Annotated in this window: 23 protein-coding genes; 12 read left to right on the forward strand and 11 right to left on the reverse strand. The window is 52.3% G+C overall.

The annotated features are described in order from the left end of the window. Positions 1-177: 177 nt before the first annotated feature. A complete protein-coding gene (locus IPN95_24800) occupies positions 178-4,713 on the reverse strand; it encodes a hypothetical protein (protein ID MBK9452588.1) in 4,536 nt (1,511 codons plus the stop codon). A gap of 193 nt (positions 4,714-4,906) precedes the next feature. On the opposite strand from IPN95_24800, the gene IPN95_24805 reads away from it, so the two are divergent. The 4 genes from IPN95_24805 to IPN95_24820 all read left to right on the forward strand — a co-directional run bounded on the left by IPN95_24805 (position 4,907) and on the right by IPN95_24820 (position 7,742). Continuing rightward, the gene (locus IPN95_24805; protein ID MBK9452589.1) at positions 4,907-5,209 is read left to right on the forward strand and encodes a hypothetical protein; all 303 of its coding nucleotides are present in this window, start codon (positions 4,907-4,909) and stop codon (positions 5,207-5,209) included. A 145-nt stretch (positions 5,210-5,354) separates the two neighbouring features. Continuing rightward, positions 5,355-5,660 (forward strand): hypothetical protein, encoded by a 306-nt coding sequence (locus tag IPN95_24810; protein MBK9452590.1) that lies wholly within the window; start codon positions 5,355-5,357, stop codon positions 5,658-5,660. A 95-nt stretch (positions 5,661-5,755) separates the two neighbouring features. Continuing rightward, positions 5,756-6,355: a sigma-70 family RNA polymerase sigma factor gene (locus IPN95_24815; protein ID MBK9452591.1), complete on the forward strand. Its 600-nt coding sequence runs from the start codon at positions 5,756-5,758 to the stop codon at positions 6,353-6,355. Further along, entirely contained in the window at positions 6,348-7,742 is a 1,395-nt protein-coding gene (locus IPN95_24820; GenBank protein ID MBK9452592.1) for a hypothetical protein, read from the forward strand. Before IPN95_24815 ends, IPN95_24820 begins: the two co-directional genes overlap by 8 nt. A 97-nt stretch (positions 7,743-7,839) precedes the next feature. On the opposite strand, the gene IPN95_24825 is transcribed toward IPN95_24820, so the two are convergent. From IPN95_24825 to IPN95_24855, 7 genes are all read right to left on the reverse strand, one after another. Further along, the gene (locus IPN95_24825) at positions 7,840-8,223 is read right to left on the reverse strand and encodes a DoxX family protein (GenBank protein ID MBK9452593.1); all 384 of its coding nucleotides are present in this window, start codon (positions 8,221-8,223) and stop codon (positions 7,840-7,842) included. A gap of 40 nt (positions 8,224-8,263) precedes the next feature. Beyond that, positions 8,264-9,352 carry an alkene reductase gene (locus IPN95_24830; protein ID MBK9452594.1) on the reverse strand — a complete coding sequence of 363 codons (1,089 nt, stop codon included), beginning with the start codon at positions 9,350-9,352 and terminating at the stop codon, positions 8,264-8,266. A gap of 78 nt (positions 9,353-9,430) precedes the next feature. Further along, the gene (locus IPN95_24835) at positions 9,431-9,886 is read right to left on the reverse strand and encodes a MarR family transcriptional regulator (GenBank protein MBK9452595.1); all 456 of its coding nucleotides are present in this window, start codon (positions 9,884-9,886) and stop codon (positions 9,431-9,433) included. A 104-nt stretch (positions 9,887-9,990) separates the two neighbouring features. After that, a complete protein-coding gene (locus IPN95_24840; protein ID MBK9452596.1) occupies positions 9,991-10,674 on the reverse strand; it encodes a hypothetical protein in 684 nt (227 codons plus the stop codon). A gap of 34 nt (positions 10,675-10,708) precedes the next feature. Beyond that, on the reverse strand, positions 10,709-11,623 hold the full coding sequence (locus tag IPN95_24845; protein MBK9452597.1) for a glycerophosphodiester phosphodiesterase: 915 nt from the start codon (positions 11,621-11,623) through the stop codon (positions 10,709-10,711). A 144-nt stretch (positions 11,624-11,767) separates the two neighbouring features. Then, positions 11,768-11,971 carry a YwbE family protein gene (locus tag IPN95_24850; GenBank protein MBK9452598.1) on the reverse strand — a complete coding sequence of 68 codons (204 nt, stop codon included), beginning with the start codon at positions 11,969-11,971 and terminating at the stop codon, positions 11,768-11,770. Beyond that, positions 11,968-12,372 (reverse strand): SRPBCC domain-containing protein, encoded by a 405-nt coding sequence (locus IPN95_24855; protein MBK9452599.1) that lies wholly within the window; start codon positions 12,370-12,372, stop codon positions 11,968-11,970. Before IPN95_24855 ends, IPN95_24850 begins: the two co-directional genes overlap by 4 nt. A gap of 112 nt (positions 12,373-12,484) precedes the next feature. On the opposite strand from IPN95_24855, the gene IPN95_24860 reads away from it, so the two are divergent. From IPN95_24860 to IPN95_24880, 5 genes are all read left to right on the forward strand, one after another. After that, positions 12,485-13,024: a putative metal-dependent hydrolase gene (locus IPN95_24860; GenBank protein ID MBK9452600.1), complete on the forward strand. Its 540-nt coding sequence runs from the start codon at positions 12,485-12,487 to the stop codon at positions 13,022-13,024. 81 nt (positions 13,025-13,105) lie between these two features. After that, positions 13,106-13,828: a hypothetical protein gene (locus tag IPN95_24865; protein ID MBK9452601.1), complete on the forward strand. Its 723-nt coding sequence runs from the start codon at positions 13,106-13,108 to the stop codon at positions 13,826-13,828. 126 nt (positions 13,829-13,954) lie between these two features. Further along, positions 13,955-14,320, forward strand: coding sequence for a hypothetical protein (locus IPN95_24870; GenBank protein ID MBK9452602.1), 366 nt, complete (start codon positions 13,955-13,957; stop codon positions 14,318-14,320). Between the two features lie 198 nt (positions 14,321-14,518). After that, positions 14,519-14,959, forward strand: a complete 441-nt coding sequence (locus tag IPN95_24875; protein ID MBK9452603.1) for a hypothetical protein — start codon at positions 14,519-14,521, stop codon at positions 14,957-14,959. A gap of 12 nt (positions 14,960-14,971) precedes the next feature. Further along, positions 14,972-16,480: a T9SS type A sorting domain-containing protein gene (locus tag IPN95_24880; GenBank protein MBK9452604.1), complete on the forward strand. Its 1,509-nt coding sequence runs from the start codon at positions 14,972-14,974 to the stop codon at positions 16,478-16,480. A 93-nt stretch (positions 16,481-16,573) separates the two neighbouring features. Here the strand turns inward: IPN95_24880 and IPN95_24885 are convergent, their stop codons facing one another. The 3 genes from IPN95_24885 to IPN95_24895 form a co-directional block, all read right to left on the reverse strand. Beyond that, positions 16,574-16,744, reverse strand: coding sequence for a T9SS type A sorting domain-containing protein (locus tag IPN95_24885; GenBank protein ID MBK9452605.1), 171 nt, complete (start codon positions 16,742-16,744; stop codon positions 16,574-16,576). A gap of 83 nt (positions 16,745-16,827) precedes the next feature. Beyond that, positions 16,828-18,243: a hypothetical protein gene (locus IPN95_24890; GenBank protein MBK9452606.1), complete on the reverse strand. Its 1,416-nt coding sequence runs from the start codon at positions 18,241-18,243 to the stop codon at positions 16,828-16,830. Between the two features lie 270 nt (positions 18,244-18,513). Next, complete coding sequence (locus IPN95_24895) at positions 18,514-19,260, reverse strand: DUF2185 domain-containing protein (GenBank protein ID MBK9452607.1); 747 nt, start codon at positions 19,258-19,260, stop codon at positions 18,514-18,516. A 69-nt stretch (positions 19,261-19,329) separates the two neighbouring features. On the opposite strand from IPN95_24895, the gene IPN95_24900 reads away from it, so the two are divergent. The 3 genes from IPN95_24900 to IPN95_24910 all read left to right on the forward strand — a co-directional run bounded on the left by IPN95_24900 (position 19,330) and on the right by IPN95_24910 (position 22,413). Next, a complete protein-coding gene (locus IPN95_24900) occupies positions 19,330-20,583 on the forward strand; it encodes an alpha/beta fold hydrolase (protein MBK9452608.1) in 1,254 nt (417 codons plus the stop codon). A gap of 68 nt (positions 20,584-20,651) precedes the next feature. Next, on the forward strand, positions 20,652-21,365 hold the full coding sequence (locus IPN95_24905; GenBank protein ID MBK9452609.1) for a hypothetical protein: 714 nt from the start codon (positions 20,652-20,654) through the stop codon (positions 21,363-21,365). Between the two features lie 529 nt (positions 21,366-21,894). Next, positions 21,895-22,413: a hypothetical protein gene (locus IPN95_24910; GenBank protein MBK9452610.1), complete on the forward strand. Its 519-nt coding sequence runs from the start codon at positions 21,895-21,897 to the stop codon at positions 22,411-22,413. The last annotated feature ends 159 nt before the right edge of the window (positions 22,414-22,572 follow it).

Here is a 22,572-nt window from a genome sequence, read left to right on the forward strand (position 1 = left end):
CCTCAGAGTGGAGTGGCGGTGTCTTTTTCCCGTGAAAAATCTAAAGAACGGACTCAAAATTCTTGAGGTGGATTCCCGGCGGACTTAAACTTGCGCTGCCGCCATGGAATTTGTTCACCTTATGAGTGGAGGACCGCTGCAACCGCCGAAGCAGGAGCAGTCCTCCGGGGGCTTTCTTTAATTCGTGACCGTGATCTGCGTTGCGCCAACCCAGTCTTTGAATTCGGCAGTGTAGTAGAGATAGGCGCTCGAAGCCGGGGCCGTGTATTGGCCTGGGATTTCGGCTTTGAGGTCCAGGTTGATCTCGCGCACTTCGCCGGGAGTCATTTGGCGATAGTAGCAAACCACATTGTTGCCGGTGATTTCATAGAAGTCGAAGACTTTCTTCTCTTGCATTTCTTTGAGCTGCCAAGGCTGTGCGCTCAGGCCCGCAGGCAGGCCGAGGATGGCCATGGTCATCGGCTGACCTTCCTTGGTGCGGTTGGTGAGCGTTGCCGAGAGGCGCACGGTGCCACCCATCGCGACCTTGTCGGCGCTGAGTTTGGTTTTCAAGCCGACCACACATTCCTTGGAGCTGTTGGGCAGGTTGGTGTGATAATTCACAGCCACGGCGTAAGGCAAAGGGTTTTTGCAGCCTTTGTATTTCACTTCCAGGGTATGCTGACCTTGGCCGATGTAGGCTTCGAGGCCCTTGATTTCCACGACCTCGCGGCGGCCGGCTTCGTAGGCTTGTTCGGCAACTTTTTTGCCATCGACATAGATCTCGATTTGACCAGCCTCGTCGGTTTTCTTGGCGAATTCTGCGTAGGTGACCAAGGCTTTGAGGCCGAGGATCGTGCCTTGGGTGGAGCCGAATCCACCTGCGCCGGAGCGGGAGGCGACGATGCTCTTGACGGCTCCTTCGAGGGCTTTGGGTTCGGGGTGCTTGCTGTGGATCATGGCGATCACGGCAAGCGAAGTGGTTTCGACCATGAGGCTGATGCCGCCGCTGCGGGTGATCGAACCTTTGGTTCCGACGAAGGTGCCGTCGCCTTTTTGCGTGCCGTACAAGGCTGCAACCGCTTGCTGACCTTTGGCATCTTGACCGAGGTTGAACATCGCATTGGCGACCAAGGCAAGCTGATAAGGATCCTTGTCTTTCATGGCATTGTCGAATGCGGCATTGGCCTCAGGCAAAATTTCCTTGTTGCCCGACTCGCTGATGGCATAAGCCAAGTAGGCATTCGTCACGTTTTGATCTGCACCGCCGAATTGATCAAGTGCGCGTGGATTGCGCTGGAAGCCACCTTTGCCGTCACGACGGCTCATCAGCCAATCAGAAGTGCGCTTGACCATTCCCTGATCCACACCGTCCATGACCTTGCTGTAGTCGTTGAATTGCATCAAGCCGTAGGCGGTCAAAGCTTCGTGACCGGGCGCCGAACCAAACCATTCGTAGCCTTTTTCCTTGGTTTCGAAGGTCGTCAGGCGCTTGTAGCCACGCTCGAGCAGGTCACCGGCACGCTTCATGATCGCAGGATCGACATTGTCTTGCGTCTTCATATAGCTCATCACCATCGCATTCGGGTAGCTGCTCATGCTCGTCTGCTCAAAGCATCCGCCCGGTTCCTGCAAAATCGATTCGACGCCTTTGACCAAATCCGTGACCACGCTCGGGAATGCCGTAAAACTTGCACTGATCGAACCGGGCACGACATCGGAGACATTGAACTTGTAGGTTTTGTTGGCCTCATTCCCTGCGAATGAAAGCGCAACGGGAAATCCTTGGGCCACAATTTTGAGTTTCTGTTCGAAGGCATCGGTATGCCCCGCACCTGCAAATGCGATGTTGAATACTTCTTCACCAGGCTGATGCTTGACCTTGTAAGCCAAATGTACCGTTTGCGCCATGCCTGCAGGAATGCTGATCACGGAACCCGTCGACACCAACGGCTCCAATCCGGAAGGCGGAATCACATGCAAAGTACCTGTGAGCGTCGTTTCGGTATTGTTCTTGAGCACAACGGGCACGACCATGTTGTCGCCACTTGCCACCTCGACGGGCACACGTGCCTGCATCGAGAAGGGCAACTGCGTGAAGAAGACCATTTCGGCACGGCCAACGGCGCCATCGCTCGAAATGCCTTCGGCAATCGCACGGAAGGAGCTGATTTCGTCGCTGTTGTAGAATTCCAAGACGGCTTTTCCCGTACGGTCAATCTTCAACGTCGGCTCCCAGAAAATCGTTTGGCGGAAGTCGCTACGCTTGTCGGGTGCCACGTAGTCCTTGCCTGCATAGACAGGCGATGCAAACTGCCGGGCACGGTGATATTGAGCCGGTTGGGCTTTGAGGTCCTCGGCTTGTTGGTCTGCCAAGCGGATGTTGTTCATGCGCAGGTCAGCCACGATTCCGTCTTCAAAATCCGCGTCACGGTCGAGGTTTTTCAATTCGGCCATCACGTCGCCTTTGGGTTCGTTGCGGTGATTGGGATCCGGATCGTGGGGTTGTGGCTCGATTCCTGGCTCGGCCAAAACTGCATTGAAGTTGTCGGCTTTGCCCTTTTTCTCGTCCTTCGCGGCAGCGAATTCCTTCGCTGGCAGACGTTCAACCGCCTTGACATTGCCGGCGGCGCCCATTGGAGCAGGACGTGCCATCGGTGCCATCGCCTTTGGCGCTCCGCCGTTGATGGCGCGCATGGGCTGGTTACGATGCGCAACGACGACGTCCACCATTTGTTCTTCTTCGGCGACACCGCCAAAATCATCGCCTCCCGCAGCTCCTTGCAATTGGTTCAGGTAACCATACTGCGTTGGATAAAGGTAAACGACCACGTCTTGGTTGTAATCGTTGACCGCAGGGGTCATTTGGGTGTACTTTTCGGCGGTCACGATCAGGGTGCGGTCAAGGGCTATGTCCATCTGGTCGATGGTGAATTTCCCGGATTTGTCGGCGATTTGCGCAACTTGGGAATTGGGCGCGGTGATGCTTGCGTGGGGTACAGGCTGTCCCGTATAAGCATCGAGCACGGTACCACGCACGATCGCACGTTCGCCATTGTTGGCCAAGGCTGGCAAATTGCCCGCGAGGACCTTTTCCCAGGTGAATCGGCGCCATCCGCTGGTAAGCATCAGGTTGTCCAACGCGGCGAGGGATTTTTCTTCCTTGCTGTCGAAGTAAAATCGGGGTTCTTCGACTTTGCCTTTGAGGTCGGGCTCCAACAAAAGCTGGCTCAGGATCGTGCCCGATTTGTCATCGGCAAAGCTCAACATTTGATCATTGACCACGGCGAGGGAGAGCTGCGCAGGCATCGGCATGCCACGTTCGTCGGTGACTTTGACGGTCATCTTGACCTTTTCGCGGGGCAGGTATTTTTCCTTGTCGGTTTTGACTTCGACCTTCAGCTGACGGTCGCGGTTCACGAATGCCAAACGTTCGCAGCGCTCGATTCCTTTGCCGTCAAACAGCGTCAATTGTGCGACTCCCATCGGAAAATTACTCACTGGAATGCTGATTTCCGTTTTTCCAGGCAAGACGGAGACTTCGCTCGCCCAGACGACATCGCCACGCACTTGGGCAACAAGGCTGACGGCTTCCGATTCGGTAGAACGGATCACAACGGCCATTTCTTTGGTGTCGACATGGTCCACGTTGAGCACAAAGCCGCGCGGCATGGGTTCGGGAAGTTCATATTCCTGGTTGATGCCTTCTGGCTTGGTGATTTTGGCTTTGAAGGTTTGTCCTTTGGCGGGGTTGAAGGCAAATGCGCCCATGCCTTGGTGAAAGGACTTGAAGTCGGAGATTTTGGATCCATTTTGGTCCAAGACAATGCCTTCGATGTCGGCAGGCTTGCCAAATTCGTTGATGGCGCGGAAGGCTACTTTGGAGCTGAGGCCCTCGACGAGGTCGCCGCCTTCGGGAAAAAATTGCAGGTCGATCTTGTTCAGGACAATGGGAACCGACCGCGAAATGGATTCGGTGAGGCCATTGTAGGCGATCATGACGTTCACGAGACCGTCGTTGGTCTCGAGTTTGGCAGGCAGGCGAAACTTCAGTTTGGCCTTGCCAAGGGCATCGGTGGTGCCTTTGAGGTCGAGGAGGCTCGTGCCGTCGATGCTGACTTTGTAGGAGAATGCATGGTCGCGCAGCGGCTGATTGTCATTGCTTTGCAAGTCGAGGCTGGCAACGACTTCGTCGCCGGCGCCAAACGCTTTGCGGTCAAAGTCGAGCTTCATTTTCAAGTTAGGCAACACGACACGCTGCACTTGAAATTCCTTTTCGAAGGCGAATCCGTCCTTGTTGTTTTCCTGCCATTTGGTGTAGGCTTTGATTTTGTACATCCCGCCGAGGACTTCCTCGTCGAGGTGAAAATCACCTTTGGCCACACCGTTTTGGGCTACCAACCTGATTTTTTGCTGGACATTGCCCTTGGGGTTGATGAGATCGACATAAAGGATGTCGCTTTTGGAGCTTTTTTGCATGGTTTGTCCGTCGCGGACGTAGGCAGCGAACCAAATGTCGTCGCCCGGATTGTAAAACGGCTTGTCAAATTGCAGATAGACCCGGTCTTCGGGCATGTGTTGGTTGAAGGCCTCGAGCTTGGTGTCGAGGTTGGTGATAAACGGATTGGTTTTGATCGGGAAGCCGCCCCCCGCAGCTGTGATCAGAACCATGACCAAAATCGCAGCCCCTGCGATCAGGCCTGTACTGAGAAATTTACGTGTTGAACCTTTCATTGTGCGCTGTATTTGAGCGTGTGAGACAACGTGATTTTCGCTGTTTTGGGGTAGAGGTGCAGGGAGTTGGGGGATTCCATACGGGGGGTGAAAAAAATCTAGAGGAACATCCATTCAGCTAACCATGGAACTAGAGGCGGCATTCGAATTGCCACTCCCCAAACAATTAAACATCTAGAAGACCTTCCCGCAAATGACCAAGCTTTTGATTACCTTTGTATTAGCGAAGATTCAAAAACAAAAAAAGATGATTCTAGAAACCAATGTCAAAAGCGAATGGGAGTACTACCTCGCCCACCAAGATGAACTTGTTCCGCTTTACAACGGGAAGTACATCGTCATGGTAGGCAAAAAGGTGCGAGGTGCATTTGATAGTTTTGGTGAAGCATGCGCATTTGGCGAATCAAACTTTGAATTGGGGACGTTTTTAGTTCAACGATGCTCACCTGGTAATGCAGACTATACCGTGAAGTTTTACTCTGGAATGAGAATCTAAAATTTTTATAAAAAACAAACACGTCAGCACCGTTCGATATGGGATGCGAATGCCTTTTCTAGAAAAGGAAATTCAAATCTTATAGCCCAAAAAAGGAACCCAAATCGCTTGCAAGGCACTTTGGGATACAGGTGCCAATGCATCGATGATCACTCGTCATGTTGTGGAGGCATTGGGCCTCGAGGTTCTATCCTATACTGATGTCACAGGAATTCATGGTACGGAAAGGCGCCCAGTTTACTCGATTACCTTAGTGTTGGCGGATTCAGTAATTTTCGAAAGGACCAAAGTGATTGGTGCAAATTCCCTTCCGGACGAGCATGAGGCTATTCTTGGAATGGATGTGATTACCTTACTTGACTTTGCCATCACGAACTTTGGAGGAAATACCACACATTCGATTCGGTATCCTTCCTTGAGAGAAATCGATTTTGAAAATGATGATGAGTGAACCCTCAGATTTTTAACTTGCAGCTTCCTCCACCCCTCCTACAATAAACCCCACCAAAAATTAGTTAATTTTGAAACGGCTTGGGCTTTGCCCCCGTGAAGATGTTGTTTCAAAGGCACAACAAAGAGCGCCAATCGATGGCGGACCTCGACCTGATCGCGCAGTACCGCGGTACAGGTGACAGTGCTTTTGTGGGTGAGCTCTTCGAAAGGTATTCGGTCCAGATTTACGCCATCTGCCGCAAATACTTCAAAGATCAAGACGAGGCCAAAGACACCGCCATGGAGGTGTTTGAGTACCTCTTGGTCGAACTCAAGAAATACGACATCCAAACCTTCAAGAGTTGGCTGGCACGTGCGACATCCAATTTTTGCCTGATGCGCATCCGCAAGACGCGGTCGATCGAGGGCAAAGCCGAAGAATTTAAAAATAATGAACTCGCGGTTATGGAATCCAGCCATGACCTGCACCCTGAAGCTGAAGCCTCCGAAAAGGAACTCGAGCTCCAACGACTCGAAGCCGCGATCGGAGGCCTCAATGCGGAACAGAAAACCTGCGTGGAGCTGTTTTTCCTGCAGGGCAAGTCGTATGACGAGGTTGCCCAACTTACAGGATACAACTACAACCAGGTCAAAAGCCACATTCAAAACGGAAAGCGGAACCTGAAAATCCGCCTGACAGAAGGCAATGAGTAAAGACCCACATATCGCCAACATATTCAGCGCAGAGGAAGAAGACTGCCTGAGCCTGGAGCAGATGACTGCTTATCAGGAGGATAGGCTTCAGGGTCAGGAGAAGCATGCGGTCGAGCGCCACCTGCTCAACTGCGAACTCTGCGCCATGACCCTTGAGTCCTTGGCTGAAAACGATGCCGCGAGCATTGCCGCCGGCGCCGAGGAGGTCAGCGACCGTGCTTGGGACCGCCTGCAAAACCGTGAGTCCCGCAAGCGTCGCGGGGCCATTTTCTGGATCGCCTCCGCTGCTTCCATTGCCCTGCTCATCACCGTCGGTTACTTTACCTTCAGCGGACCTTCGGACAAGGAAATCGGCAAAGCCTTTTCCCATGCGATGGATGGCACGCCCAAATTGAAGCCTGACTCCCAGCCCGACAATTCGATCGCGATGGTGGAAGAGCCCACCTTTGAGTCTGCTGACAATGGTCTTCTGAGCGAAGAACCTCAACGCGTTCCGGGCGATGCTTCGCCAGATCCGACAGCTTCTTCAAAATCCAAGGGCCCGGATAACGGCTTGGCCGATACCCGCAACCAGCAAACGGGCAAGGATAACCTCAAAGGTGGATCGGGAGTTGACGAATTCAAGCGTCTTGAAGCTGCGAAACCAACTCCAGCGCCTGTGGCTACGGGAGGGGTTTCGCCCGCAACCGAACTGCAGCAGCCCATCGCTTTGTCAGATTCAAGGGCCAAGGAAAGTCCAGCCAAGACGGTAAAACCTTCCTCCAAGGAAGAAAAAAATTCCGCAAAGGATGAGAAGAAAAGCGTTGCTGTGACTGAAAATGAATCGTCCATGGATGATTATGCCGGGGGCGATCTTGACAACGAAGACTTGGGTTCCTCCAATAAACAGGAGGAGATGCTGACGGATGTGGTGGTCGTAAGTTCCAAACGCGACAATGACAAGCAGGCAAAAACTGCGGAACGCTCAAAGAATATCGCTACCAAGCCTTCGGCAAATGCGGGGGTAACTGCGAGTGCTCCTGCACCCATGGCCCCCGCCGCCAATTATTATGCAGACGGCATCAGCCAATATGAACAGGGCAATTACAAGGATGCAGCCAGCAACCTCCGCAAGGCAACCGAGGCCACGCCCGGCAATTTGCAGGCCCATCTCTATGCTGCAGACGCCTATTTGCGGGTTTCGCAACCCCAGGCAGCGTTGTTCCATATCGAGCGTATCCTTGCAGTGCCGGGCAACAGCAACCTCGAAGCGGCCGAATGGTACAAAGCCCTTGCCCTGCTGCAACTCAAAGAAGGACGCAAAGCCGAAAAGCAACTCGGAATCGTGATTGCCCGGAACGGAAAGTTCAAGGCACTCGCCGAGGAAGCACTCAAGGAGCTCAAATAAGGCCCTTCATCCGTCAAAAAAAAAACAGAATCGGCCCGCAACACAGATGATTGCGGGCCGATTCCTTTCAGGCGCTTGCCGTTGCCAGTGGATCAAATCAGCTTTCCACAGTTTTGCCCTGCAACCGCTGAAACAATTCCGGATGGCGAAAGAGCGCAACCAATCCGAGGAGCAGCATCGCGACAAGTACGGGACCCGGAAACTGACCATGACTCAAATCCGTAGCCATGGCACCGCCCCAATAGCCGCCGCTCAAAACGACACCAATGGTGGAGGTGCGTGGTAAAATCAGCATCACGGCACAGAAAATTTCCAATCCTGCAAACAGGAAGCGGTTATCAAAGATGCCAATCTTGATGAATTGCTGCCCCATTTCACTGTCGGGGGTCGCTGTAATTTTCCCCATGGCGCTTCCCAAGGCCATGAATGTCAGCAGGCCCAAGAAGACCCAGCCAAGGATTTTTTTCGTTTTTGGACTCATGATTTCAATGATGAATTGTTGAATTCAGTGAATACTTTGATCAACCTGCAACTTCAGCAAGTGCCGGGTAGTCGATATAGCCCTTGGCGCCACCGCCATAGAAGGTCGAATGATCAGGGGCATTCAATTCAGCACCGACCGCGAAACGTTCAGCCAAGTCCGGGTTGGCGACGTACAGTGCCCCAAACGACACCAAATCTGCTTTTCCGCTTTGAACGGCTGCTTCGGCGCTTTCGCGATTGTATTTTCCATTGACCATCACGGTTCCGTGGAAAAGCCCACCAAATGCCTCCAAGGTATCCTTGGGCCAGGTCGGGAAGGCATCGATCGGAAACAAGGACCCCATAAGGTGCACGTAGGCGATGTCCAATTTGTCCAACTCCGTGATGAGGTAGGAGAAGGTCTTGACCGGATCGCTGTCGATCATGTTGTTGTAGGGAATGGTCGGCGAAAGCTTCACACCGACTTGTCCGTCCGTGTACACGGCGCGCATGGCACGCACGACTTCGAGGACAAATCTTGTACGGTTTTCTACCGAACCACCATATTCATCGGTGCGGTGATTGGCGCCGTCCACGAGAAACTGATTGGGCAAATAGCCGAATGCACCGTGCAATTCGACGCCGTCAAATCCAGCGCGTTGGGCGTTTTCTGCGGCTTTTCCATAATCCAACACGACTTGCTTGACTTCCTCGGTGGTCAAAGCATGGGGTGTTTCATATTCCTTGGGACCTTGGGAGGTAAAATGCTGTTGTCCCTGAATGCCAATGGCCGAAGGCGCAACGGGCAAATTTCCGCCTTTGTCGACGGAGTGGCCGACACGGCCGGTATGCCAAAGCTGCGCATAGATTTTGCCGCCTGCGGCATGAACGGCCTCCGTGACGGGGCGCCATGCTTCCACTTGCGCATCGTTCCAGATGCCCGGCGTCAGCGGGCTACCCAATCCTTGTGCAGAAATGTTGATGCCCTCGCTGATGATCAAGCCAGCCGAGGCACGTTGGGTATAGTATTTGACCTGCATTTCGCCGACGAGTCCGTCAAAAGTGGCCCGGCTGCGTGTCATCGGTGCCATCACCATGCGGTTTTTCAGGGTCAGGCCCTTCAATGAAGTTGATTCTAGTAGTTTCATTTTTTGAAATTGATACGCAAAGATATTTCGAAATTAGTTTTCTATACAACTAATTAACGAAAAAAAAGCGAAAGGGTTTTATTCGCCTTCGCGCATCTTGTCGAGCAATGCATTCAAGTGGAAAGCCTCTGAAACCGTGAGCCCGATGGCCCCTTTGGGGTTCATGTCGTGGGAAGAGGCAATCGAATCGAGCAAATCCAGTGCAGTCTGCGTCAATTGGATTTCATATTCCCGGCGGTCGGTTTCGGAACGGTTGATCAAAACAAGCCCTTTTGCTTTCAATTTGGACAAAATGCGCGTCAGGTTACTGCTGCGGTCGATCATCCGGTGGAGAATGTCCTTTTGCGCCACAGGATTTGGATGTTGGCCTTTGAGGATGCGCAAGACATTGAACTGTTCATGGGAAAGGCCAAATTGCTTCAAACTGCAAGAAACCTTGGAATGCAACCAACTCGCCGTGAACAGCACGTTGAGCATTGCCTTCAATTCTTCGCTTTGAAAGCCCTTCGACTTCAATTCATCTTCGAGACGCATGATTCATCCAACAAAATATAGATGTCGTGAAAACTATTAACCTTTCAAACCAAAGGCAAAGATAAGGCGTAGCCGGTAAGTATCAGCGTGATCCTCCAGCAGTTTCAAACCCAGACATAGTTGAAGCGTCCGTCATCGATTTTGAACAGCAGACGGTGGGCCGTCCCTTCTTCGTCCGTGAAGACCTTGCCGTCCGGAAAAACCAAAAAATTCCATTTGCGGGGGCTGTGGAGCATCTGCGAAAGGAAATTGGCCAATTCGGGTTTGAGATCGGTGTCGCCCTCCGGCTTGGAAACCATCGTCTGCCGCGGCAAACGGTTGCTTCTTCTGCCCCAAATCGCCAAAATCAGCGTGTCAAAGTACCAACTGTTGGTCAGGCCAATGGCATCCTTCATCAGGCTGTCGACAAAGGCAAAAACCGGCGAACGGAAGGTGGTGTTGAGGTCCAATTGGAAGCGAATCAGGCGTTGCTCAGCCCAGAGGGCTTGTTCGCCGATCAGTCCATTCATGCTACTTCCGCCCAAGCGCATTTCGTAAACCAAGGGACGCTCGATGACTTCCTCGGCGTAGTTGATGTCATGCAACAGCAACTGCTGCGGCATTTTTTCCATGAGACGGTCAAAAAAACCATTCTCCGGCCAATAGCTCGCGGCACCGATCGCCATGGGGGGCAAGCCTCCCCCGCCGATGCGCACCAAGGTGCCGTCACGGTAAATTTTCAGCTGAATGGTCTCCTGACCACCCAACCGCATGTTAAACGCGATAAATCCGACTTCTGATTTGCGCATGATCCAAGTTAGTTTTTAAGGGCCGAATTGCCAACTACAACTCCTGCAAAAGTGTCAGTAGCCTGTCTGGGTAATCGGTGATAATGCCGTGAACGCCAAGCCTCACCATCGCGCGCATGTCCGCTTCTTCATTCACCGTCCAAGGCACAACCTTCATGTTTTTTTCAGCTGCGAATGTGAGCATGCCTTCATCCACCAATTCCCAATAAGGACTCAGCACCTCCGGATAAAAGCCCAATTCGCTGATTTTTGCTTGATAATCTTCCTTTTCGTCGATGAGCAAGCCCAACGCGATCGTTTTGTCTTGGCGACGCGCCTCGCGCAGCCCCTCGGGATCAAAGCATTGCAAGGTGCACCGCTCGGCGACGCCTTTGTTTTGAATCACGGCCATCACCAATTCAACAAACTCAGGAATTCCCGGATGCCAAACACCAACGCCGTTGGGTTCGATTTTGAGTTCTATGTTGTAGTGGGGGATGCGTTCCGGCTGCTCGTAGTCATCGTAGGCAATTTTGCTTTCAATGGCGTCAAAGACATCGGAGAGCAAGGGTTTGGTGACCTTGAGCTTTTGTTGACCGGGAAATCGTGGATGCGGTTTGGTGCCACAGTCCCAATTTTTGACCTCCTCATAATTCATCTGGAAAATATTGGTTGGCACCGACTCTGACTCCGCCATCGGACCACCATTCAAATTCTGGCAAAAATCACCTTCAAACCAAGCCTCATGCGAGACGAGCACCTGTCGGTCTTTGGTGATGACGACATCCATCTCCAGGGTGGTCACGCCGAGGTCCCAGGCCTTTTCAAAAGCAGGAATCGAATTTTCAGGCATCAATCCGCGGCAGCCACGGTGGCCTTGGACGTCGAGGTCGATCACGCCGTAGTTGCAGGAAACCATTGTAGAAGCAAGCGTAAATAGGAGAACCGTCAGCCTACCGGTTGGCAGCATTCGGCGAAAGGTGGAGAACAAAGGCAGGGAAATCATGGGTCAAATTGGATGCGGGTATTGGCAAATGCTTTGCATGGAAGCATTTACGGGGCGATGGCAAAATGGTTGAAGCCATTCAACCACAAAAAATCCATTCGAAGGTCATCAATCATCTTCGGGCAGAATTTCAAACACGCGACCGACTTGACCGTCATCGAGTTTGACTTTGATGCCCCGGGTATGCACCGGCGCACTTGTGAGGATGGCCTTGACGATGCCTTCGGTGAGCTTGCCCGTGCGTTGGTCCTTTTTCAGGATCACGTTCACGAGCATGCCGATTTTGATGTCTGCGCGTCGGGTGCCGTTCATTTTTTCAAGCCTGCGAAGTAGGCTGTCATGGGCTTCACATAATATTCCTGCCAGCCATCGAAGTATTTCTGACCGTCACCGGCGGGAATACTCGTATGGCGGAGGGTGAATTGGCAGCCTTGCGTGCTGTCACGCAGCAGGATTTCGACTTGGCTGTCGTCGGCATCTTCGGGAAATTCATCGGTGCGCCAGGTGGTCACGATGCGGCTTTCGGGTTCGAGGCCCATGATTTCGCCACTGATATAGCCTTCCCAAGCCGTGAAATTGCTGCCTTCCTCGGCTTTGATCGTCGCACGGGCGCCGGTCATGGCGGAATGCTCCTTGCTGCTCAACCAAGCACGGTACAAAGCAGATGCCGTGACAGGCAACAAGGCAGTGACAAGAATGGATTCGGTCTTCATAGATTTTTGATTTCTGTTGGTGAAATTAGCGGTTGTGCGCCGGAAATCTAGACGGATTCATGATTTTTTTGGCGAATGAAACAGTTGGTAACCCACTGAAGTTGCAAGAAAGATGGAAAACACGATCACAGAAGCAGCACTTGAACAATTGCGCTACCCCGTCGGGCGGTGGCAACGCCCCGAATCGCTTTCACAAGCATCCTTGGAAGCTGATTTGGCAACATTGGCGGCATTTCCCAGCATTTTGCGGCCCAAGGTGGAGCAATTGGGTGATGGAATCCTGGACACGCCTTACCGCCCGGGCGGTTGGTCCGTACGACAGGTCATCCACCATTGTGCCGACAGCCATATCAATTGTTTGGTGCGGTTCAAATTGGCCTTGACCGAAGACAAGCCCACGATCAAGCCCTACGCCGAGGAGCATTGGGCCGAATTGCCTGATTATCAATTGCCGATTGCGAGTTCGTTGGAGATGCTCACGCTCGTGCACGCCCGCCTCACGCACATCATGACGCACATGAAGCCCGAAGATTGGCTCCGCGAATACATCCATCCGCAGTACGGGACGACCTTTGCTTTGTATCAGGTGGCGTCGTTGTATGCCTGGCATTGCCGGCACCATTTGGGACATGTGGAGTTGGTGGTGAAGTGAGCAGATTTCTGCATAAACGGAAACCAACAATGTGTTCGGCTCCCTCCTTCTGCTAATTTTGCCTTGAGTTAATTGATCCAAATGACGCAGACGGAAGCGCGAGAAATCCTGGAGGCCTTGGCGGATGGTTGTTCGCCATTTTCGGGGGAGGTATTGCCCGAGGATCACATTTTGATGGAGGAACCGGTGATCGAGGCGCTGTTGATCGCACTCGAGGCCCTTCGGGGCAAGTCGCCCAAGGTCATGCTGGACATCGCCGAGGAAGACATTCAAACTGCTGTCGCCGCCTTCGAATTGGCCGACATCAATCCGACGGCCAATCGGTTGGCTACATTTCTCTCCGGCACGCGTGCCTTCAAAAATCCGGAATTGATCCGCCATCCGCTGTATGGCAAATACGGGCGACTGCATTCCAAAGGCGCACTCACGGACCACATGGAGGTCTGGATCGAAAAAAACCTGAAACCCTTGCTTCCGCCAAGAGCAGAAACGGAGCCCCACCCCTATTTCAACGAACCGCATTTCAACAAACTCTCCGAAAAAGCCATTCAACAGCTCAAGGAAAAGGTGACTGCCCTTCCCATTGTGCGCGTGGAGGGCCTGAGCGAAAGCCTGATGGAACGCCGAAAGGTCTCTCCACGGTCACATGAACCTTGGCCGGAAGCGGAAATTCGGCTACTGAACATCGCTTTGGACTTCACGAATGACTTGGAATTTCTGGCGACTTGCTTCGGCCGATCTACGACTGCGATTGTGGCCCAAGGCAACAAAATTTTAGAGACAAAGTCATTCCTCAAGGAATAAGGTTTCGGGCCGGGCAGGATCGCTTCGATGTACATTTCCGCTCCGCAGCTGCAAATGTTGATGCTGTTTTGCCCTGAAATGGAGAATATTCCCCAACTTCCGAATCATCTTTTATAAAACACGACGATGAAACTTCATGTAGTTGCGCTTTGGATCTTGGGAATTATGTTTTTGGTCGCAGGAATCGGGCATTTTGTGGCTGTGGCGCAATTTGCCAAGATGATCCCAAACGATTGGCCCTTGAAACACGAGGCGGTAATCGTCACCGGATTGGTGGAATTGGCCCTGGCAGCGGGCCTGATTTGGCCGCAAACCCGCAAATTGGCTGGTGTAGGAATCTTCCTGCTGTTGCTGCTGTACACGCCCATCCATATTTATGACCTGATGCGCTATTCGCCAGTGATCGGCTCCAAAACGGTGGCTATCATTCGCTTGCCGATTCAGGCCGTGTTGCTCTACCTCGCATCGCTGATTGCTTGGCCGCGCCGATAATACCATCATTCCATTCGAGCACAAAAAATGGCAGTTCGAGTTTAAATTTCGATTCTTACACGCTTAAAAATTTGTGCATTCCATGAATTTTCCTTATTCATTGTAGTTGCAAAGCGAAATGGTGCCCCGGACAGACGTCCCGGGTTTGAAAAAAGTCTGCGTTTATTTGGTAGATAGGTTGGTCCAATGAATCAAGGTATGAAAACGAAGTCCCTCGGTCTTCTCGTTGCGCTGCTGTGCTTTTGCGGCATTGCCCAGGCGCAAAGTGCGGCCGCACTTGCAAAGCTGAATTCCCGTTACAATTTCGAGCAACTCGCCGAAATGCAGCAAAACACGCGTTACAAGTACGAAGGCTTGCTGCTGTTCTATTCCGCATCATTCCTCGTACTGGAAAATGGCCAAGCGCGCTCGGCTACGGAGCTGGAAATCGCCGCCTTGGACATCGACCAATACAATGGTCTGCGGAATCAAAAAACCTCCGTTTCTGTCCACGATGCCTCCATTGGCAAGGACTTGCAGTTGCTGAGCCGTGACGAATTTGAAAAGGTTGTGCTGGCACATTTGAGTGAGTCCGATGCCGCAGCCTATCTCGCCTACAAAGCTGCCGCGCTTTCCACCCAAGGCAAAACCAACGAATAAGGAGGCCGAATTATGAAAAGAAGTATCCTCAATTTCGCACTGTCAAGCTTGCTTTTCCTCGCTGCCACCGTGCAGGCGCAAACCTATACGCACCCCACAACGGGCGTACAGAGCACCTACAATGGTGCCTGTTTGGTATCGACTTGCTCGGGAACCTACTACGACAACGGCGGTGCCGGTGGCAACTACGCCGCCAACGTCAACAATATCTACCGCACGTTTTGCCCCAACACAGCCGGCAGGTGCTTGCGTGCAACGTTCACGAGCTTCTCGATGAACGACACGTATTTCCTCTGTTTTGGCCCCAACAGCTGCTGCGATTACCTTCAAGTACTCAATGGTCCGGCCCAAAACAGCCCTGCCCTGTACAACAACTGCACCGCAAGCCCCGGCACGATCACATCGACCGATCCCAGCGGATGTTTGACATTCCGCTTTGTTTCCGATGGGTCGGTGCAATTGGCAGGTTGGGCAGCAACGCTTTCCTGTGTCGTCTGCGGTGGTGGCCCTCCCGGAAACAACAATTCGGATTGCGCCTTTGCGACACCCGTTTGCAACAACCTCGTCATCAACGACGCATCATCCGGGCCAGGAATTGTGGCCGAAGGCTGCTCGGGATGCAATACCAGCGAAGTGTACACGAATTGGTACCGCATTCAAATCCAAACGAGCGGCACCTTGGCCTTCACCATCGATCCCAACCAGAACTCAGACGACTTTGATCCAGTGGTTTACGGGCCCAATGTCACTTGCGGCGCGCTTGGCTCACCGATTCGTTGCTCCTATGCCGCCTCCGCTGGCAATGGCAATACCGGGTTGGGAAATGGCGCCGGAGATGCCTCTGAAGATGTCGCAGGCGATCAATGGGTTTCCACGCTCAATGTCACCGCCGGCCAAATCTATTATGTGCTCATCAACGGATGGTCGGCTTCCTCGGGCAGCAATGGTTTTGCCTTGAATTGGACCGGAACCGCAAGTTTGAACTGCAGCATCCTCCCTGTCGAATTGCTCGATTTTGCAGGGAACTACGAAAGCGGCATGGTGGATTTGAATTGGAGCGTCGCGGGCGAATTCGGATTGAAGAACTACGTCCTTGAGCGTAAATCGACGGGGAAGGACTGGATCGACTTGGCGGGTTATGCTGCCAATGGCAACCAAAGCACCTACCTTTTCACCGATGCCCGCCCGATGCCCGGCCCCAACCAATACCGCCTGCGCATGATCGAGCAAGACGGCAACATCCAATACAGCCACGAAGTGGAGGTGATGGTCCCCGAAACCCAGCGGTTCACCGTCTGGCCAAATCCTGCCACTGATGAGCTCAATGTCGAGGTTTACGACGAAAATGGCCTCGTTGGGGACCTCGTAGTCGTGGACGAATTGGGACAGGAAGTGATGCGCCGCCATGTACAGTCGGCGAGCAATCTGCCTGTGTATGAGAAATTGGGTTTGGGCGAATTGCCGGCAGGTATCTATTTCTTGCGCTTTGGCAACCAAGTGAAGAGCTTTATGAAGCAATGATGAAGCGCAAGCTTCTTCTTGACACTGTTGGAAATCTAAAAAAAGGGCCGTCTACGATTGAGACGGCCCTTTTTCCTTGTTGTCGTTGACAACCTATTCCTTGATCAACCGTGCTGTCTTAATGCCCGTTTCAGTACTGATTTGCAGGAAATACAATCCAGCGGATAGATGCTCCACCTCAAAAGAGGTGGTCGTCTCATATTGTACAAGCTCTCCAACCAGATTGAAGATCGAAATCGAGGAAATGGGTTCTTCAGATTTCACAGCGATCGAGGTCGACGCAGGGTTTGGATAGATGCCAATGCTTGCCCCAGAACCCGATTCGTCAATACTCACCACCGTGGCGCTCAATTGAGCACATAAATATCGGCAGAAACTGAATTGGAATAGAGGTTTGAAACTCCTGTGCCCGGGTCAAAATCAACGGTGCCGTAGAAGTGGCCGGTACCGTAAATATTTTGGAGGGCATCGACAGCAATGGAGGTTCCAATATCATCCACGGTGCCACCAAATCCCGTAGCCCAGGAAAAATTACCGTTGTTGTCCAATTTGGTGATGAAGATATCTTCCAGTCCTCCGGAAGTCATGGTATGGACTGCGCCACTTGGATCAAAATCGGCGCTCCCGTTAAAATAACCTGTAACAAAAACATTGGCGGTGCCATCCAAGGCGATCGAATTGCCTTGATCATTGCCAGCACCGCCCATGCTCTTGGCCCAGATCAAATTGCCGTTTTCGTCCAATTTCGCTACATATATATCTTGCATTCCAGCAGAAGTCAAATTGCTGGTGCCTGCATTCGGATCAAAATCCGATGTGCCGATGAAATACCCGGTTGCAAAAATATTTCCTGAAGCATCCGTTTTGACACCAAATCCTCTCGAATCAAAGGCATTTCCCAAAACCTTTGCCCAAACAAAATTCCCGCCGGCATCCAACTTGGAAACAAATGCATTCCAATCACCCACGGCGGTCAAATAGCTGATGCCTGCCCCTGGATCGAAATCGACATCGCCATAAAAATAACCTGTCGTAATGACGTTTCCTGATGGGTCCAAAGCGATTGACTTACCAATGTCGGCAAGCGTGCCCCCCATTTTTTTTGCCCAGACAAAATTTCCTGAGACATCCAGCTTGGAAACGTAAATGCTTTGCGTGCCCGCCGTGAGATTGAAGGTTCCAATTCCAGGATCAAAATCGGTGGTTCCATTGAAGGAACCCGTAGAATAAACGTTTCCTGCATCGTCAACAGCAACTGAAGTTCCTTCCTCTCCGCCAGTTCCGCCGATGGACGATGCCCAGACCAAATTTCCGGAGCTGTCAAGTTTGCATACAAAGACATCATTGCCCCCTGCAAAGTTCAGGAAAGTGGTATCCACGCCTGGATCAAAATCGAAGGTTCCAATGTAGGAACCCGTAATAAAAATATTGGCAGAATCGTCCAACGCGATCCCAAATGCTTCCTCATATTGCGACCCGCCAATTCCCAACGCCCAAACGAGATTGCCACTGGCATCGACTTTGGTGACAAAAACATCCACAAAACCAGCCGAAGTCAATGGGAAGACGCCTACACTTGGATCAAAATCAACCGTTCCTTGAAAAATACCCGTGGTAAATACGTTTCCTTGCGCATCCACAGCGATGGACCTGCCCTCTTCATAACTCGCACTTCCCATGCCATTTGCCCATTCGAAATTTTGAGCAAAATTGAGTTGAGCAAGTGCCAGCAGCGAAAGAACAAATAGTAATATTTTTTTCATAATTCTCCTAATTTGAAGCAAGGTAGAATGATGCAGCCGCTGGGTCGTGCTTCTGTTCAGCAACAGCCGATATTCTTCAGGAATGGAGAATCCGGTGGGGAGCTTAAGGAAACAATATTCGAATGGAAAATGGGGAATGGAGAACTGCGAAGTCAGTATACCCGAAGGGTTCAGCGCAGCTAATGGAAAATGGAGAATAATCACAATAGCATCATTAGCTTCGCCAATATGCTTCGCAATTTTTCATTCTCAATTCTCCATTTTCAATTTTCAATTAACCCCGACGCTGTTCCAGGTGCTTAATGCCCATTCGCGGTCGGTGTCATTGTCGAAGTAATAGGCGCCTTGGGCGACTTCCCGGCCGATGATCGTGTAGCCGTAGAGAACTTTGTATGTATGGGCTTCGTCTGACTCCAAGACGATAAAACCGATTCTGGCAACGCCATCCTCCGAGAGATCAAACGACTCCACGGTCGGATGCTCGGATTCGTCACGGTTCTGGATAAACTCCTTGTGCATCGCAAGCACCTCGGCAGGTTCCTTGTCCGAGAAGTCCCAGATGGCAATGCGCACCGTCCGACCTTCGGTAACGAAAACATGGTCGCCTTCCTCGTCTTCGTAACGCTCAAAAATCCCGGAAATCTGCAACGACCAGGCACCACCGATGCCCTGCCATCCGATTTCATCCCCGCCGCCGGCGGCAAATCCTTCCGCCGGTTTCCACTCCGCCGTCGGATCTTCCCGTTCAAAAGCCGAACCCACAGGCTGCAACAGCAAATCGCGCAGCGAAGGATCGATCGTGAGAATCACCGTTGGATTGTAGATCCCCGAATTCTCGGGATTGTCCAGATAAGCCTGACTTTCGTCGCCGGCAAAGACGCGCCAACCGCTGTCCTGCGCATCCATCGGCTCCTCACGGTAAAGGAAACAGACTTTATTTTCGTCTTCAGCCACGCGTTTGGTGGCAATCAGGAACCCGATGGGCGGAAAATTGGCAAACGAACCTGCATCATTCATGCGGCAAAGATGCGGATTCCCTTCTAAAAACTGCGAAAGGCAAGCGCGATTCTCTATTTTTGCGCCCGAATGAAAAAGCTCATCCTTCTGATCCTGCCGCTGCTGATTGCTTTGTCAGGCATTGCCTCGCCGACCTATTTGATTCGCAGTGAACATATCACGACGATCACCAAGGCTCAATTTGACTCGCTTTTGCATACGCAGCATGTGCCCAAGCGCCTCGCGCCCATCCGCTATGATGTGGATATTTACGAGGTGGACTACCGCACGCGGTGGTCGGATGGCAGCAGCGTGATGGCCTCGGGTCTGATCATGTTGCCGCATGCCCCCAAGGAGGCGATTCCCCTCGTTGCGTACGGTCATGGCACGCGTCTGCAAAAGGAGCGCCTCTGGAACATGAAAGGCGAGGAATCGATCTGCGCCTTCTTTGCTGCCGACGGTTATGCCGTTGCGATGCCCGACTACCTCGGCCTTGGCCGCGGCGAACGCAACCACCTTTACCACCATGCCAATACGGAGGCAACCTGCATGATCGACATGCTCAAGGCTATGCAAGAACTCAACCAACAAGTCGGAATCAAGGAAAACGGGCAGCTGTTTTTGTCCGGCTATTCGCAAGGCGGGCATGTCGCCATGGCGACCCACCGTTATCTGCAGCTGCATCCCGAAGCCGGCTTCAAAGTCACCGCAAGCGCGCCCATGTCAGGCGCCTACGACCTGGGCGGCGTGCAAGGCGAGGTCATTCGCAAGCCCTACGAATACCCTGGCTATTTACCCTATCTCTTGTTTTCTTTCCAAGCCGCTTACAACATCTTGCCCGACAGTGCATCCTACTTCAAAGCGCCTTATGACAGCCTGATTCCGCCCTTTTTTGACGGGAACCACAAGCTCAAAGAATTGACGACCGTGATGCCCACAGTGCCGGCCGATGTCTTGCGCGACGAACTCTGGGAGGCCTTTCAAAAGGATCCGCAAAACCCGTTGCGGCTTGCGCTCCAAGAAAACACGCTGATTCACTGGGCGCCCGAGGCTCCGGTCTTGATGTGCTATTGCAAATCCGACGAACAGGTGAACTACCGCAACGCGCTTGTGGCCCGGGATACGATGGAGGCATTGGGCAGCACGATGATTCAGCTACGCCACGCCGGAAGGCGATTCCAACATGGCCCCTGTGCATTGTACACCTGCATTTATGCCAAAATGTGGGTCGACAGCTTCCGGGATGGCAGCACCACCGGCAAACCCGGCCCAGCCTGGAACCGGTTTCTGGTTTCAGTGAGCAAGGCCTTCTTCAAGCAAAAGAAAACCAAACGAAAAAAATGATCCGCAGCAGGTCGAAAAACCATTCGATCCCAATGCAGTTCTGATTCAAAAGATTATCGATACCCATCATGGAGGAAGCAATCCGAAAATGGTGGCCCCAAGATGGCGGGCCGATTTATGCAGAAACGCCCACGAATGTGGCAGACGGACAATGGCTCCTCGAACCTTGGAACGCCATTTCCTCGCTTTTGATTGTGGCACCGGCCATCTACTTTCTCATCCGCTTGCGGGGAAGGTATGGCGCCAACCTTTTTCTGACGCTCTGCATTCCCCTATTGATTGCGGGAGGATTGGGCAGCACATTTTTCCACGGATTCCGGACAAGCCGGTTTTTGCTGTTGTTGGACGTGTTGCCGACCATGATCCTGTTTCTGGCGGTGAGCGTCTATTTCTGGGCGAAGGTTTTCCGGAATTGGTGGGCAGCAGCGGGCGTCATGCTGATTGCATTTGCAGCCACCTACCTCGTCTTTGAGTACTTGCCGGTCAGTCAACGCACCAATATCGGCTACGCCTTGCGTGGAACGGTCTTTTTCCTGCCCTTGGTGATCATCCTTTTCCGCACGAATTTCCTCTATGCCAAGTTCATTTTTGCCTCCCTCGCAGCCTTTGGTTCGGCATTGGCTTGCAGGTTCACCGACAAAATGGTGACGCATTTCCTGCCCATGGGCTCGCATTTCCTCTGGCACGCCTTTACGGGTCTCGGCGGATTTTTGATCGCGGAGTACTTGTTGCGCATTGAGAAAGATCCGGATTTGGAGCAAGCGTTGAAGGAGGAGAATTGAGAATTGATAATTGAGAATTGAGAGTTGAGAGTTGAGCGTTGAGCGTTAGCAGTTAGCAATTGGGGTTGGGAACTTGGTAGGGCACATTTGGCTTGGCTGTTGCCTTGTTTTACGATCAATTGCGTTTGCGGCCTTTGCGAACACGGCGCCTGTCCCGCGAGCGGGGCGAACGACTAGGCAACAAGACTTCAATTGCCTGCAAATGTGTGCTTTATGGGCCCTGGCCTTACCGCCCAGAATGGGCCGTCTATGGCCCGAGGAAGCCGGTGAACGGCCCCACAGTTGCAGCAGGCTTCGCTTATTCAAAAGTCCGTCAGATCAGCAACCTACTGTATTGTTATCTGCTTCGAAGTTGGAGCACAGGCCCTTGTTTACTTTACGTTTAAACTCTACCTCTAAGCGCTAAGGTCGCAAAGGTTGGGGAAGGCTGATGATGGTTTCCTTGGTTCCCCTTGCTTCGGGTGGACTTGCATTGGGCCATCGAGGCAGGCGAAGGAAATCTGGGGAGTATGTCCTATCTTCGCCTATCATGCGTGCCCGGTTACCCATCCTGTTGCTTGTGGGATTGCTGCTTTTTCAAAGCGCGGGCTATTATTTGGCTTTTGTGCTGGAAAACACGCTGCACAAAGCGATTACCAAGGCCGAAATCAGACGCGAAGACAACGAAAAGTTCGTTTTGCTCCAACTCAGCGATGCCGAATTCAAAAGCTTGGCCTGGGTCGAAAAGGACGAATTTTGGTATGAGGGCGCCATGCACGATGTGAAGGCGGTGCATCGATCCGACGACGGAAGCTGGCTCCTCCATTGCAAACGCGACGAACATGAGACAGAAATGCTGCGCCGGGGCAAGGCGGCCATGCATGCCGAAAATGAAGATTCGGAGCAGCATTCCAGCGGTCAATTTTTGCGGTTACTTGCGCCTTGCGTACTGAACGCAACCTTGGAATTTCCGCACATTGTAATTCGAAAGGCATCGTTTCCGACCCTACAGGAAACCGCCCACGGCATCGCCCAAGAAATTTTGGTGCCACCGCCACAAGTAGGATGAACTCCTTCTTTCATTTTTGATCGAATTGCCATGCAGCCCCATTGGGGAGGCATGGTTGGTATTCATTCTATTGTAATACGTCATGAAAAAAATATACTTGGCAGCGGGAATGCTGCTGATGGCGCTATTTGCGCGTGGACAGACCGTGACCGTTACCGA

The sequence above is a fragment of the Bacteroidota bacterium genome (assembly GCA_016718825.1).
Classification (GTDB): Bacteria; Bacteroidota; Bacteroidia; order J057; family JADKCL01; genus JADKCL01.

What these genes read in the sequence shown, in the direction of transcription:
- IPN95_24880 (MBK9452604.1), top strand. Translation starts at nt 14,972, where the DNA reads ATGAAAAGAAGTATCCTCAATTTCGCACTGTCAAGCTTGCTTTTCCTC.
- IPN95_24900 (MBK9452608.1), top strand. Translation starts at nt 19,330, where the DNA reads ATGAAAAAGCTCATCCTTCTGATCCTGCCGCTGCTGATTGCTTTGTCA.
- IPN95_24810 (MBK9452590.1), top strand. Translation starts at nt 5,355, where the DNA reads ATGATCACTCGTCATGTTGTGGAGGCATTGGGCCTCGAGGTTCTATCC.
- IPN95_24850 (MBK9452598.1), bottom strand. Translation starts at nt 11,971, where the DNA reads ATGAACGGCACCCGACGCGCAGACATCAAAATCGGCATGCTCGTGAAC.
- IPN95_24805 (MBK9452589.1), top strand. Translation starts at nt 4,907, where the DNA reads ATGACCAAGCTTTTGATTACCTTTGTATTAGCGAAGATTCAAAAACAA.
- IPN95_24835 (MBK9452595.1), bottom strand. Translation starts at nt 9,886, where the DNA reads ATGCGTCTCGAAGATGAATTGAAGTCGAAGGGCTTTCAAAGCGAAGAA.
- IPN95_24890 (MBK9452606.1), bottom strand. Translation starts at nt 18,243, where the DNA reads ATGAAAAAAATATTACTATTTGTTCTTTCGCTGCTGGCACTTGCTCAA.
- IPN95_24845 (MBK9452597.1), bottom strand. Translation starts at nt 11,623, where the DNA reads ATGCTGCCAACCGGTAGGCTGACGGTTCTCCTATTTACGCTTGCTTCT.
- IPN95_24860 (MBK9452600.1), top strand. Translation starts at nt 12,485, where the DNA reads ATGGAAAACACGATCACAGAAGCAGCACTTGAACAATTGCGCTACCCC.
- IPN95_24875 (MBK9452603.1), top strand. Translation starts at nt 14,519, where the DNA reads ATGAAAACGAAGTCCCTCGGTCTTCTCGTTGCGCTGCTGTGCTTTTGC.
- IPN95_24840 (MBK9452596.1), bottom strand. Translation starts at nt 10,674, where the DNA reads ATGCGCAAATCAGAAGTCGGATTTATCGCGTTTAACATGCGGTTGGGT.
- IPN95_24905 (MBK9452609.1), top strand. Translation starts at nt 20,652, where the DNA reads ATGGAGGAAGCAATCCGAAAATGGTGGCCCCAAGATGGCGGGCCGATT.
- IPN95_24830 (MBK9452594.1), bottom strand. Translation starts at nt 9,352, where the DNA reads ATGAAACTACTAGAATCAACTTCATTGAAGGGCCTGACCCTGAAAAAC.
- IPN95_24855 (MBK9452599.1), bottom strand. Translation starts at nt 12,372, where the DNA reads ATGAAGACCGAATCCATTCTTGTCACTGCCTTGTTGCCTGTCACGGCA.
- IPN95_24820 (MBK9452592.1), top strand. Translation starts at nt 6,348, where the DNA reads ATGAGTAAAGACCCACATATCGCCAACATATTCAGCGCAGAGGAAGAA.
- IPN95_24825 (MBK9452593.1), bottom strand. Translation starts at nt 8,223, where the DNA reads ATGAGTCCAAAAACGAAAAAAATCCTTGGCTGGGTCTTCTTGGGCCTG.
- IPN95_24895 (MBK9452607.1), bottom strand. Translation starts at nt 19,260, where the DNA reads ATGAATGATGCAGGTTCGTTTGCCAATTTTCCGCCCATCGGGTTCCTG.
- IPN95_24865 (MBK9452601.1), top strand. Translation starts at nt 13,106, where the DNA reads ATGACGCAGACGGAAGCGCGAGAAATCCTGGAGGCCTTGGCGGATGGT.
- IPN95_24800 (MBK9452588.1), bottom strand. Translation starts at nt 4,713, where the DNA reads ATGAAAGGTTCAACACGTAAATTTCTCAGTACAGGCCTGATCGCAGGG.
- IPN95_24870 (MBK9452602.1), top strand. Translation starts at nt 13,955, where the DNA reads ATGAAACTTCATGTAGTTGCGCTTTGGATCTTGGGAATTATGTTTTTG.
- IPN95_24910 (MBK9452610.1), top strand. Translation starts at nt 21,895, where the DNA reads ATGCGTGCCCGGTTACCCATCCTGTTGCTTGTGGGATTGCTGCTTTTT.